The sequence below is a fragment of the Piscinibacter defluvii genome (assembly GCF_004011805.1).
In the GTDB taxonomy this organism is placed as follows: Bacteria; Pseudomonadota; Gammaproteobacteria; order Burkholderiales; family Burkholderiaceae_C; genus Piscinibacter; species Piscinibacter defluvii.
The window spans coordinates 173,184-186,064 of sequence record NZ_RCHJ01000004.1; the positions used below are offsets into that span (position 1 = coordinate 173,184).

Below are 12,881 nucleotides of genomic sequence, written 5' to 3' on the forward strand. Positions count from 1 at the left end.
GCGACGGCGCGTTGCCGGGGAGGGAGGCAGCGCATGGAGATCGTCGGCGACGAGGACAACGACACCCTGGACGGCACCGCCGGCAGCGACGTCATCCGGGGCCTGGGCGGGGCCGACCTGCTGCGCGGCGGGGACGGCGACGACCTGCTGATCGGCGGCGCCGGAGCCGACATCCTCGGCGGAGGCAACGGCAACGACACGCTGGTGGCCGACCAGGGCGAGTTGCTCGACGGCGGCGCCGGCAACGACCTGCTGATCGGCGCCGGCCAGGCCGGGGTGATGTACGGCTACGACGGCGACGACCGCTTCGACCTGAACGCCGTGACCAGCCTGGTGGCCTCGGACATCGAAGGCGGCGACGGCTTCGACAGCGTGGACCTGGTCAACGGCGACCTTCAGCTCGCGACCAGCCTGCCCCTGCGGGCGATCGAGCGGATCGACTCCACGGGAACCCACTTCCGTGGAACCCCGGGCGTGGACGTCTACGACTTCTTCTTTCTCGAGCCGTACTCGGGCACCCTCGGCCGGCCGACGGCGCTGCTCGTGTCGGCCGGTGCCGGCAACGATGTCGTCGTCGCCCCGATGGCCGATCCGGGCAGTGTCATCCACGTCTTCAACGGCGAGGCCGGCAACGATGCGCTCGACGGCGGCCCGGGCGGCGACCGCCTCAACGGCGGCGCCGACAACGATTCGCTGACCGGGTTCGACGGGGCCGATACCCTCGACGGCAGCGCCGGCATCGACAGCCTCGCGGGCTACGACGGCAACGACGTCTACGTGGTCGACCACCCGCTGGACATCGTCTTCGAGGCCGGCGATACCGCCTTCGAGCTCGATACCGTGCGCGCCAGCGTGAGCTGGACGCTCGGCCCCGGGCTCGAGCGCCTGGTGCTGACCAGCGCCGCCGCGATCAACGGCACCGGCAATGCGCTGGCCAACCGGCTCACCGGCAACGCCGCGGCCAACGTGCTGAACGGCGGCACCGGGGCCGACACGCTGGTCGGCGGCGCGGGCAACGACACCTATGTGGTGGACAACCCGGGCGACATCGTCAGCGAGACCGGCAGCGCCTCGAACGAGATCGACACCGTGCGCAGCAGCGTCGGCCGCACGCTCGGCGCCAACCTCGAGAAGCTGGTGCTGACCGGCAGCGCGGCGATCAACGGCACGGGCAACGTTCTGGCGAACACGCTCACCGGCAACAGCGCGGCCAACCTGCTGCGCGGCGGTGCCGGCCAGGACACGCTCACCGGCGGCGCCGGCAACGACACCCTGGAGGGCGGGCTCGGCAACGACCGGCTGGTCGGCGGCACCGGGCAGGACCTGTTCCGCTTTGCCAACACACCGGGCACCGACAACGCCGACCAGCTGCAGGGTTTCGTCGCCGCCGACGACAGCTTCCAGCTCGCCCGCACGGTGTTCAGCGCGATCGGCGTCGGCACGCTGGCGGCCGGCGCCTTCCGCGCCGGCACCGCCGCCGGCGACACGAACGACCGCATCGTCTACGACAGCGCGAGCGGACAGCTCTTCTACGACGCCGACGGCTCGGGCGCCGGCGCGCAGGTGCTGTTCGCCACCGTGACGGCGGGCACCGCGCTGACGGCGTCGGACTTCGTGATCGTGTAGCGGCCGGGTCGGGCCGGCGGGCGGGCTATGCTCCCCCGGCCATGCCCGCCCTGTTCCTCTCCTACCGCCGCGCCGACAGTGCCGCCTGGTGCACCCGGCTGGGCCAGCACCTGAACCTGCGCTTCGGCGAGGACCTGGTGTTCCGCGACGTGGACGACCTCGCGCCCGGCGTGCGCTGGCAGCGCGAGATCGAGGCGGCACTGCGCGGCACGCAGGTGGTGCTGGTGCTGATCGGGCCGAAGTGGTTCGCGCCGCGCCAGCGCCGGCGGCTGGCCGACCCGCGCGACGTGCTGCGGCGCGAGATCGCCGCCGCGCTGGCCGGCCCGCGGCGCAAGGTGATCCCGGTGCTGGTGGGCGGCGCAAGGCTGCCGGCGCCCGAGGCGCTGCCGAGGCCGCTGCGCCGCCTGCTCGAATGGCAGGCCTGCCCGCTGCGCGATGCACACTGGCGGCACGACGTGGCCGCGCTGGTGGAGCGGCTGCGCGAACTGGTGCCGGCGCTGCGCCGCGGCACGCTGGGCGAGATCCATGCCGAGCTGTGGCAGCAGCAGGAGCGCTACTTCGCGCTGCTCGACGCCACGCCGGCCCGCGCCCTCGCGCAGGCGCGGCGCACGCTGCGCCTGCTCGACCGCGTCTGCCCGCGCCACCCGCAGGACGGCGACCTGCAGCTCACGCGCGGCTACGGCCACAAGAACGTCGCCCAGGCGCTGCAGCGGCTGGGCCGCGGCGACGAGGCCGGCGCCGCGCTCGACGCCGCCGAGCGCACCTTCCGCACGGCGCTGGCCGAACGCCCGGCCGATGCCGGCGCGTGGAACGGCCTGGGCAGCGTGCTGGCCCTGCGCGGCCGGCTGCGCGAGGCACTGCGCTGCGTCGACAAGGCGCTGAAGCTGCTGCCCGACTACCCGGCCGCCCGGGAGGACCGGGCCGGGCTGCTGGCGGCGCTCGGGCGCGGCTGACAAGCCGTGACCGGGCGCGGCGTATCCTCGCCCTCCCCGCCGACCGCGCCGCCGATGACCGACCCCGCCCTGACCGCCCCGACCCTCGTCACCACGCTGCCCGACGGCGTGCGCCTGGTCGCCGTGCCGCTGCCGCTGCCCACGGTCAGCGTCAGCGTGTTCGTGCGCGCCGGCAGCCTGCACGAGACGCGCCTCGCCAGCGGCATCGGCCACGTGATCGAGCACATGGCCTTCAAGGGCACGGCCACGCGCGACGCGGCACGCATCAACCTCGACGCCGAGCGGCTCGGCGCCGAGGTCAACGCGCACACCGACAAGGACCACACCGCCTTCCACATGCACGGCCTGGCGCGCGACGCGGCCGCGTTCGTCGCGATGCTGGGCGACATCGTGCGCCACGCCGCCTTTCCGGCCGACGAGCTGGAGCGCGAGCGCCAGGTGCTGCTGCACGAGTTCACCGACGACGAGGACGACCCGCTGGCCAGCGCCTTCCGCCTGTTCGACAAGGCCTGCTTCGGCACACACCCGGCGGCCCAGCCGGTGATCGGCACGCGGCGCAACATCGAGCGCTTCACCCGCGCCGACCTGGTGGCGCATGTGCAGCGCCTGTACAGCGGCGCCAACCTGATCGTCGGCGTGGCCGGCGGCATCGCGCCCGACGCGCTGCTCAAGGCCACCGAGGCCGCCTTCGGCGACATGCCTCGCGGCACACCCAACCGCGTCGAGCCGCCGGCCTACGAGGGCGGCATCCGCACGCTGCGCCTGGCCGGCAGCAGCCAGACCCACGCGGTGCTCGGCTTCCCGCTGCCCGGACTGGCGGCCGAGGACATGGCCGGCAGCGTGGCGGCGGGCGTGCTGGGCGACGGCATGAGTTCCCCGCTGCTGGCCGAGCTGCGCGAGCGGCGCGGCCTGGCCTACTACACCGCCTGCTCGGCCGATGTGTACGACGGCTTCGGCCAGTTCGTCATCGAGGCCTCGACGGCGCCGGAGCAGCTCGACGAGCTGCTGACCCAGACCATGCGGCTGCTGCGCACGCATGCCCGGCAGGTGGCGCCGCTGGACCTGGAGCGGGCCCAGAACCAGATCACCGTGCGCCGCCTGCGCGCGCTCGAGCGGCCCTACCGCCGGCTGGAGGACGCCGCGCTCGACCTGTTCGCGCTCGGCCGCGTGCGCAGCGAGGCCGAGCGGCTGGCCCAGCTGCGCGCCGTCGGCACGCGCGAGGTGCGCGCCGCCTTCGAGGGCATGCTGGCGGCCGGCGTGTCGCTCGCGCTGTCGGGCCAGGTGGGCCGTGCGGCGAGCGAAAGGGCGAGGGCTTTGCTCGACCAGGCTTGACCGCGCCCGCTGAGCGATGTCAAGGTCGGGCCTCCGACCGCAAGGTCCAATCGCCTCGCCATGACCGCCACGCAGGACGAGATCGTCGAGCAGGTGCTCAACCGCCGCGGCCGGCGCCGCGACCAGCTGGTGCAGATCCTGCGCGAGGTGCAGGCGCACACGCACTGGTTGCCGCGCGAGCTGCTCGCGCGCATCGGCGCGGGGGTCGGGCTGAGCGCGGCGGTCGTCGAGGGCGTGGCCGGCTTCTACCGCTTCTTCCACCTGCGGCCGGTGGGGCGCTACCACCTGCTGTTCAGCGACAACGTGATCGAGCGCCAGGCCGGCAGCCGCGTGCTCGCGCGCGACCTGTGCCGGCGGCTGTGGATCGAGCCCGGCAAGGTCAGCGAGGACGGCCTCGTCAGCGTCGGCTTCTGTTCCGACATCGGCCTGGGCGACCAGGGCCCGGCGCTGCTGGTCAACCAGCACCAGGTGCTGACGCGGCTGGACAGCCAGCGCATCTACGAGATCGCCGACCTGGTGCGCGCGCAGGTGCCGCCCGCGCAGTGGCCGGCCGACTGGCAGCGCATCGACGACCAGGTGCGCCGCGCCGACGTGCTGCTCGCCGCGCCGCCCGCGCAGGGCGAGGCGATCCGCGCCGCGCTGGCGCGCGGAGCCGACGCGACGCTGCAGGAACTGCGTCAGTCCGGCCTGCGCGGCCGCGGCGGGGCCGGCTTCGACACCGCCCTGAAGTGGACGCTGTGCCGCCAGGCGCCGGTGCCCGAGGGCGGCACGCGCGTGGTGGTGTGCAACGCCGACGAGGGCGAGCCCGGCACCTTCAAGGACCGCGTGCTGCTGCGGCGCCACTTCGACGCCGTGCTCGAGGGCATGACGGTCGGCGCCTTCGTGCTCGGCGCGCGCCAGGGCTTCGTCTACCTGCGCGGCGAGTACCGCTGGATGCTCGAGTCGCTCGAGGCCGTGCTGGCCGCACGCCGCGCCGCCGGGCTGCTGGGCCTGCGCATCGCCGGCCAGGCCGGCTTCGACTTCGACGTCGCGATCCACCTCGGCGCCGGCGCCTACGTGTGCGGCGAGGAGAGCTCGCTGATCGAGTCGCTCGAGGGCAAGCGCGGCACGCCGCGCATCCGCCCGCCCTTCCCGGTCGAAAGCGGCTACCTGGGCCAGCCGACCGTGGTCAACAACGTCGAGACCTGGTGCGCCGCGGCGCAAATCGCGCAGCGCGGCGGCGCCTGGTGGGCCGCGCTCGGCGTGCCGGGCAGCAGCGGCACCAAGATCCACTCGGTCAGCGGCGACTGCGAGCGCCCCGGGCTGTACGAGTACCCGTTCGGGGTCAGCGTCGAGCAGATCCTGGCCGACTGCGGCGCGAGCGAGGTGCAGGCGGTGCAGGTCGGCGGCCCCTCGGGGCAGACCCTGGCGGCGCACGAGTTCGGCCGCCGCATCGCCTTCGACGACGTGCCGACCGCCGGCGCCTTCATGGTGTTCGACGCGCGGCGCGACCTGTTCGAGGTGGCGCGCGGCTTCGCCCAGTTCTTCGCCCACGAGAGCTGCGGCTTCTGCACGCCCTGCCGCGTCGGCACCGAGCTGATCGTGCGGCGCATGGACAAGCTCGCCGAAGGCCACGGCTCGCTGTTCGACGAGGCCGAGCTGCGCGACCTCGACCGTCTGCTGCACGGCAGCACCCACTGCGGCCTGGGCGCGACCGCGGCCAACCCGCTGCGCCACACGATCGACCGCTTCCGCCCGGCCTACCTGCGCCGCCTGCAGTCGCCCGACTTCGTGCCCGGCTTCGACCCGGACGCCGAGCTGGCCAGCGCGCGGCGGGTCACGCGGCGCCACGACCCCGGCGACGAACTCGCCCACGCCCCCCGCATCGCACCATGAGCAACAGCTTCCAGCTCGACGGCGCCGAGGTGCCGTTCGAACCCGGCGACACGCTGATGCAGGCCGCGCGGCGCGCCGGCCACTACGTGCCGCACCTGTGCTGGCATGAGCGGCTCGGTCAGAGCGGTGCCTGCCGGGTGTGCACCGTGGAGGTGACCGACGCGAAGGGCCATGTGCGCAAGGCGGCGGCCTGCACCACGCGCGCCGCGCCGGGCGACCGCGTCGCCAACCGCACACCCGAGCGCGACGCCGACCGCCGCCTGCTGCTGCAGATGCTGTTCGTCGAGGGCAACCACTTCTGCCCCTCGTGCGAGAAGAGCGGCAACTGCCTGCTGCAGGCCACCGCCTACGAGATGGGCATGCTCGGGCCGCAGTTCGAGGAGTTCTATCCGCACCGGCCGGTGGACGCGAGCCACCCGACGATGTGGCTGGACCTGAACCGCTGCATCCTCTGCAAGCTGTGCGTGCGCGCCAGCCACGAGGTGGACGGCAAGGACGTGTTCGCGATCGGCGGGCACGGCATCGGCGCGCACCTGATCGTCAACTCGCCGACCGGCAAGCTGGGCGACAGCAGCTTCGCCGAGGGCGACTTCGCGGCCAGCGTCTGCCCGGTGGGCGCGATCCTGCCCAAGCGGCGCGGCTTCGTGGTGCCGATCGGGCAGCGGCGTTTCGACAAGGCGCCGGTGTCGGAGGAATAGGGCATGGGCAAACCCCGCATCGCGACGGTGTCGCTGGCCGGCTGCTTCGGCTGCCACATGTCCTTCCTCGACATCGACGAACGCCTGTTCACGCTGGCCGAGATCGTCGAGTTCGACCGCAGCCCGCTCACCGACATCAAGCACTGCGGGCCCTGCGACATCGGCCTGATCGAGGGCGGGCTGTGCAATGCCGAGAACGTGCACGTGCTGCGCGAGTTCCGCGCGGCGTGCAAGACCCTCGTGGCGGTCGGCGCCTGCGCGATCAACGGCGGGCTGCCGGCGCAGCGCAACGCGCTGGACATCGGGCGCATCCTGACCGAGGTCTACGACTCGCGGCCCGGCCTCGCCGCCGACAGCGCGGTGCCCGACGACCCCGAGCTGCCGCTGCCGCTGGCCAAGGTGCACCCGATCCACGAGGTGGTGCATGTCGACCATTTCCTGCCCGGCTGCCCGCCCGGCGCGGACGCGATCTGGGCCTGCGTCACCGCACTGCTCGAGGGCCGGCGGCCGGCGCTCGGCCATGGGCTGATCCACTATGACTGACGCGCGCTCACCGGCACTCCGAAGGGTCGCGATCGACCCGGTCTCGCGGGTCGAGGGCCATGGCAAGGTCACCCTGCTGCTGGACGAGCACAACCGCGTGCAGCAGGCGCGGCTGCACATCGTCGAGTTCCGCGGCTTCGAGAGCTTCATCGTCGGCCGGCCCTACTGGGAAGTGCCGGTCATGGTGCAGCGCCTGTGCGGCATCTGCCCGGTGTCGCACCACCTGGCGGCGAGCAAGGCGATCGACCACGCACTCGGCATCCGGCAGCTGCCGCCCACCGCCGAGACGATGCGCCGGCTGATGCACTACGGCCAGATCATGCAGTCGCACGCGCTGCACTTCTTCCACCTCAGCTCGCCGGACCTGCTGTTCGGCTTCGACAGCGCCGTCGCCAGGCGCAACATCGTCGGCGTGGCGGCCGCCCACCCGGACATCGCGCGCCAGGGCGTGCTGCTGCGCAAGTACGGGCAGGAGGTGATCCGCCTGACTGCCGGCAAGCGCGTGCACGGCAGCGGCTCGGTGCCCGGCGGCGTGAATCGTCACCTGACGCGCGAGGAGCGCGACGGCCTGGCGGCGCAGGCACCGCAGATGCTCGACTGGTGCGAGCAGGCGGTCGACCTGGTGGCGACGCTGCATGCGCAGAATCCGGCGCTGTACGACGGCTTCGGGCGGCTGCGCAGCTCGTTCCTGTCGCTGGTGCGGCCGCGCGACGGCGCGATGGAACTCTACGACGGCGTGCTGCGCGCGCGTGATGCCGACGGCGCCACCTTCCTCGACGGCGCCGACGTGCAGGGCTACCTCGACCTGATCGAGGAGGAGACGCGGCCCTGGAGCTACATGAAGTTCCCGCACCTGCGCGCGCTCGGGCGCGAGGCCGGCTGGTACCGCGTCGGCCCGCTGGCGCGGCTGCAGACCTGCGACCTGATCGACACGCCGCGTGCCGAGGCGCAGCGGCAACGGTTTCTCGCCCGCGGGCCGGTGCATGCCACGCTCGCCTACCACTGGGCGCGCATGATCGAGATGCTGCACGCGATGGAGGTGATCGCGCGCCTGCTCGACGAGCCGGCGCTGCTCGAGGGGGAACTGACCGCGCCGCTGCCGGCCGAGCGCCCCGCCAAGCGCGAGGGCGTCGGCGTGATCGAGGCGCCGCGCGGCACGCTGATCCACCACTACACGATCGGCGACGACGACCTGATCACCTGGTGCAACCTGATCGTCAGCACCACCCACAACAACCAGGCGATGAACGAATCGGTGCGCGCGGTGGCGGCGCAGTACTTCGACGGCCGCGAGGTCAGCGAAGGCCTGCTGAACCACCTCGAGGTGGCGATCCGCGCCTACGACCCCTGCCTGAGCTGCGCCACGCACGCGCTCGGGCAGATGCCGCTGGAGGTGAACCTGGTCGACGCGGACGAGCGGCTCGTCGATGCCGTCGTGCGGCATGGCGACGGCCGCTTCGAACGCCTGGACCCGGCCTGCGCGTGACCGCCCCCCTGCTGGTGATCGCCGTCGGCAACCGCAGCCGCGGCGACGACGCGCTCGGGCCGCTGCTGCTCGACGCGCTGCGCGCCGGCGCGCCGGACGGTGTCGAGCTGCTCGAGGAGTTCCAGTTGCAGGTGGAGCACGCGCTCGACCTGGTCGGCCGGCGCGCGGTGCTGTTCGTCGATGCCTCGCGCGCGCCGGTGCCCGGCGGCGCGCAGCTCGCCGCGCTGGCGCCGCAACACGGCCACCCGCCGGCCAGCCACGCGCTCGCACCGGCCGCGGTGCTCGGGGTGTTCGAGCAGGTGCAGGGCCAGAGGCCGCCCCCGGCCTGGCTGCTGGCCGTCCAGGGCGAGGCCTTCGGGCTGGGAGAGGGCCTCGGCGACGCGGCTCGCCAGCACCTGGCCCGCGCGATCGAACTCACCCGGGCCTGGCTGGAGGAGCGTCGCTGAACAGGGCATAAGAGTCTGCGCGGCAGAAACCCAGGCCCGCGTTGAGCCCGCCAAGGGGCGCAGGCCAGGCGCAGCCCGCCGGCCGGGCTGGCCGCCCGGGCCAGGGGTGCAACGACGCATGCGCCCCTCGGCGGGCTCAACCCTGCGGGCCGGGGCACCCAAGGCCGCTGGCGTGCGTTGCGCCGCTTGCGCGGGCGGCCAGCCCGCGCCGCGCGCCGCGCCTTCGCCAGCGGCCTTGGCCGCCCGGCGCGGGCCTGGGTTTCTGCCGCGCAGACTCTTAGACTGGGGCGCATGGGTTCGTTGAACCTGCTCGCGGCGCGATGGAGCGAGATCAGCGCCTTGCTCGACCAGGCGCTGGCCCTGCCGCGCGAGCAGCGTGCGGCTTGGCTCGCCGCGCAGGTCGGGGTGGACGAGGCGCTGCGCCGCACCGTGCACATGCTGCTCGAGGCCTGTCCGGCCGACACCGGGGCGGGCGACGACTTCCTCGCCGGGTTGCCGGCCCGGCTCCTGCCGGCCACGCTGGAGCCGGTTCGAGCGGCCGGGCTCGAACCGGGCGGGCGGGTCGGCCCCTACGAACTGGTCGAGGAGATCGGCCGCGGCGGCATGGGCGCGGTCTGGCTGGCCCGGCGCATCGATGGCGCGTTCGAACGCGAGGTGGCGCTGAAGCTGCCGCTGCTGAACCGCCTGCGGCCCGACCTGGCACCACGCTTCCGGCGCGAACGCGACATCCTGGCGCGGCTGGAGCACCCGAACATCGCGCGGCTGTACGACGCCGGCGTCAGCGCCGACGGGCTGCCGTACCTGGCGATGGAGCGCGTGGTCGGCCAGCCGATCAACCGCTGGTGCGACGAGCGCCGGCTCGGCATCGCCGCGCGGCTGCGGCTGTTCGAGCAGGTGCTCGACGCGGTGCAGTACGCGCATGCACACCTGGTGATCCACCGCGACCTGAAGCCGGCCAACATCCTCGTCACCACCGAGGGCCAGGTGCGACTGCTCGACTTCGGCATCGCCAAGCTGCTGGCCGACGAGGACGGCGGCGCGGAGACCGCCCTGACGCAGATGGCCGGCCGCGCGCTGACGCCGGACTACGCCAGCCCCGAGCAGGTGACGGGCGATGCGCTGACCATCGCCAGCGACGTCTACGCGCTCGGCGTCGTGCTGTTCGAGCTGCTGACCGGGCAACGGCCCTACCGGCTGGCCATGGTGTCGGCGGCGCAGATGGAGCAGGCCATCGTGGCGGCCGACGTGCTGAAGCCCAGCGCCGCCCTGTCCGCCGCCGGCGCCGCGGCCCTGGGCGGCGGTCTGCGCCACCTGCGCGCGGCCCTGGCGGGCGACCTGGACACGATCGTGCTGAAGGCGCTGGCCAAGCTGCCGGCACAGCGTTATGCGACAGCGGCCGAGTTCGCCGACGACCTGCGCCGGCACCAGCGCGGCGAACCGGTGCTGGCGCAGCCGATGTCGTGGCAGTACCGGACGCGGCGCTTCGTCGAGCGCCATCGGGTCGCGGTGGGAGCGGCCGCGGCGATCTTCGCCGCACTCGTCGGCGCGACCGGCATCTCCTGGTGGCAGGCGCAGCTCGCCGCCCGGCAGGCCGCGCGCGCCGAGGCGGTGAAGGAGTTCGTGCTGTCGTTCTTCGCCGCGGCCGACGTGGAGCTGGGCGCCACCCGCCACATGAGCTCGGCCGACCTGCTGAAGCAGGCCCGCGAGCGCCTCGACACGGCGGCGATCGGCGACGACGCGATCCGGGTCGAGCTGCTGACGACGGTCGGCAAGGGCCTGCTGGGCCTGGGCGAGCTGGACGGCTCGCTGGCGGTGCTCGACGAGGCCCTGCAGATCGCCCGGCGCAGCCTGGGCGACGCGCACCGGGCCACGGCCACCGCCGCGCTCGAGCGGGGGTTCGCGCTGCAGCTGAGCGCGAAATGTGTCGCGGCGGCGGCCTCGTTCGCTGTTGCCGAGCGCTTCGCGCGCACCGCCGGCGACCTGCGCATGCTGTCCGCCGCGCTGCGCGGCAAGGCCTGCGCGCACATGCAGCAGGGCGAGCCGGAGCGGGCGATCGAGGCGGCCCGCGAATCGGTGAACGCGGCCGAGCGGCAGGCGGCGCCGGTCGACCGGCGCGAGCTGCTGCAGGCCTACGTGCAGGCCGCGATCACGCTCGAGGGCGCCCAGCGTGCCGGCGCCATCGACCCGGCCCGACGGGCCTACGCGCTGGCGCGCGAGCTGTACGGCCAGCGCCCGACCAAGGCGCTGCTCGACGCGCGCAGCGTGCACGCCATGGCCCTGGCCGGCGAGGGCCAGATGGCGGCGGCCGCGGCCGAACAGGAAGCCGTGCTCGCCCAGCAGCTCCAGCTGCTGGGTGCCGAGCACCAGGAGGTGGTGTTCACCCGCAACCAGCTGGGACTGCTGTACCGCCGCTGGGGTGACATGGCGGCTTCGCTGCGGCACTACGACGAGGCCCTGCGGGTGGCCACGGTCCAGAGCGGCGGCCGGCCGACCTGGGACGTGGCGACGGTGCGCATGAGCCGCGCCAACACGCTCACCGCCGCACGCCGGTTCACCGAGGCGCTGGACCAGTGGCAGCAGGCCGAGCGCGAGGTCACGGCCCTGCTCGGCGCCGCGAGCGGCGCGGCGCGGACCGCGCGTGCCGGCGCGGCGTTCGTGCTCACGCGGCTGGGCCGGCTCGACGACGCGGAGGCGGCGTTCCGCACGCTGCCCGCCGCCGCACCGGCCGCCGCGGGCACGCCGCAGGAAGCGGCGATCCGGCTGCGCCTGGGCGCCTTGCGCAGCGCCCAGGGCCGGCATGACGAGGCGCTGTCGCTGATCCGCGGCGCCAAGGTCTGGGACGAGCGCGCCCCGCCCGCCGTGCGCGACCGCGAACGCGCGTTGTGGTCGGTCGCGCTGGGCCAGGCGCAGCTGGCCGGCGGGCAGCCCGCCGAGGCGCTGGCGGCCTTCGCCGACGCGCAGGCGCTGCTGGCCCCGCTGCAGCCGCAAGGCTCGCAAGAGCTCGCCGACTGCGCGGCCGGCATCGAGCGCGCCCGCCGCGCGCTCGGCCTCAGCCCGCCAGCACCTGCTGCAGCCACTGCCCCGCCGGGCCGAGCGGGCGCTGGCGTGCGCTGAGCAGGTCGAGCGCCACGCGCCGCGGCCAGCCGTTGGCGCGCAGCTCCTTCAGCCGCCCGCCGCCGTAGCGCTGCACCAGCCAGCGCGGCAGCGCGGCCCAGCCGAAGCCGAGCTGCGCCAGCTCCATCAGCATCAGGTAGCTCGGCGCCGACCAGCCCGGCGCCGGCGCGTCGCCCGCGGCCGGCCGGACGATGGTCGTCAGGCGCAGCGCACGGTGCCGGGCAAGTGCCTCGGCGTCGATCCGGCGCGCGCGGGCGAGTGCATGTCCCGGCGCCACGTACAGGCCGAGCTCCATCGGCGCGGCCAGCGTCTGCGCCAGCAGCTCGGCCGGGTAACGCGGCTGGGCCTCGACCACGCCGAGCTGCACGCGCCCGCTGCGCACCAGCGCGACCACGTCGTCGCATTCGGCGATCAGGCATTCGAGCTGCAGGTCCGGGAAACGCTCGTCGAGCTGGCCGAGCGCGGCCTCGAAAGGGTCGGAGGCGTAGGTGTCCGACAGTGCCACCGTCAGGCGCACCTCGGTGCCGGCGGCCAGCGCGCGCGCCGCGCGGTCGAGGCGCCGCGCCGCGTCGATCACCTCCTGGCTGCGTGCGAGCAGGGCCCGGCCGGGCTCGGTCAGCGTGGGCTTGCGCGTCGAGCGGTCGAACAGCGCGACGCCCAGGTCCACCTCCAGGTTGGCGATGGTCGTGCTGACGGTCGACTGGCTGCGCCCGAGCGCACGCGCCGCGGCCGAGAACGAGCCGGCCACGGCGGCTTCGGCAAACACCAGCAGGGCGTCGACGGAGGGGCTGTTCATCCATCGGGATTG

The 12,881-nt window shown here is 74.2% G+C and carries 10 protein-coding genes; 9 read left to right on the plus strand and 1 reads right to left on the minus strand.

The annotated features are described in order from the left end of the window. Positions 1–33 precede the first annotated feature (33 nt). The 9 genes from D9C15_RS13485 to D9C15_RS13525 all read left to right on the plus strand — a co-directional run bounded on the left by D9C15_RS13485 (position 34) and on the right by D9C15_RS13525 (position 12,073). Positions 34–1,626, plus strand: coding sequence for a calcium-binding protein (locus tag D9C15_RS13485; RefSeq protein WP_164886721.1), 1,593 nt, complete (start codon positions 34–36; stop codon positions 1,624–1,626). Between the two features lie 41 nt (positions 1,627–1,667). After that, positions 1,668–2,579 carry a TIR domain-containing protein gene (locus D9C15_RS13490; RefSeq protein WP_127998024.1) on the plus strand — a complete coding sequence of 304 codons (912 nt, stop codon included), beginning with the start codon at positions 1,668–1,670 and terminating at the stop codon, positions 2,577–2,579. A 54-nt stretch (positions 2,580–2,633) separates the two neighbouring features. Next, the gene (locus D9C15_RS13495) at positions 2,634–3,911 is read left to right on the plus strand and encodes a M16 family metallopeptidase (protein ID WP_127998026.1); all 1,278 of its coding nucleotides are present in this window, start codon (positions 2,634–2,636) and stop codon (positions 3,909–3,911) included. Positions 3,912–3,971: 60 nt separating this feature from the next. Further along, entirely contained in the window at positions 3,972–5,786 is a 1,815-nt protein-coding gene (locus tag D9C15_RS13500; protein ID WP_127998028.1) for an NAD(P)H-dependent oxidoreductase subunit E, read from the plus strand. Then, on the plus strand, positions 5,783–6,484 hold the full coding sequence (locus tag D9C15_RS13505; RefSeq protein ID WP_127998030.1) for a 2Fe-2S iron-sulfur cluster-binding protein: 702 nt from the start codon (positions 5,783–5,785) through the stop codon (positions 6,482–6,484). Before D9C15_RS13500 ends, D9C15_RS13505 begins: the two co-directional genes overlap by 4 nt. 3 nt (positions 6,485–6,487) lie before the next feature. Then, positions 6,488–7,027: an NADH-quinone oxidoreductase subunit B family protein gene (locus D9C15_RS13510; RefSeq protein ID WP_127998032.1), complete on the plus strand. Its 540-nt coding sequence runs from the start codon at positions 6,488–6,490 to the stop codon at positions 7,025–7,027. Further along, the gene (locus D9C15_RS13515) at positions 7,020–8,513 is read left to right on the plus strand and encodes a Ni/Fe hydrogenase subunit alpha (protein ID WP_127998034.1); all 1,494 of its coding nucleotides are present in this window, start codon (positions 7,020–7,022) and stop codon (positions 8,511–8,513) included. The genes D9C15_RS13510 and D9C15_RS13515 overlap by 8 nt, the downstream gene beginning before the upstream one ends. Then, a complete protein-coding gene (locus tag D9C15_RS13520; protein ID WP_127998036.1) occupies positions 8,510–8,959 on the plus strand; it encodes a hydrogenase maturation protease in 450 nt (149 codons plus the stop codon). The genes D9C15_RS13515 and D9C15_RS13520 overlap by 4 nt, the downstream gene beginning before the upstream one ends. 291 nt (positions 8,960–9,250) lie before the next feature. Next, on the plus strand, positions 9,251–12,073 hold the full coding sequence (locus D9C15_RS13525) for a serine/threonine-protein kinase (RefSeq protein WP_127998038.1): 2,823 nt from the start codon (positions 9,251–9,253) through the stop codon (positions 12,071–12,073). Here D9C15_RS13525 and D9C15_RS13530 read toward each other — a convergent pair. Next, positions 12,009–12,869, minus strand: coding sequence for a LysR family transcriptional regulator (locus D9C15_RS13530; RefSeq protein ID WP_127998040.1), 861 nt, complete (start codon positions 12,867–12,869; stop codon positions 12,009–12,011). The two genes, D9C15_RS13525 and D9C15_RS13530, sit on opposite strands and share 65 nt — an antisense overlap. Positions 12,870–12,881 lie beyond the last annotated feature (12 nt).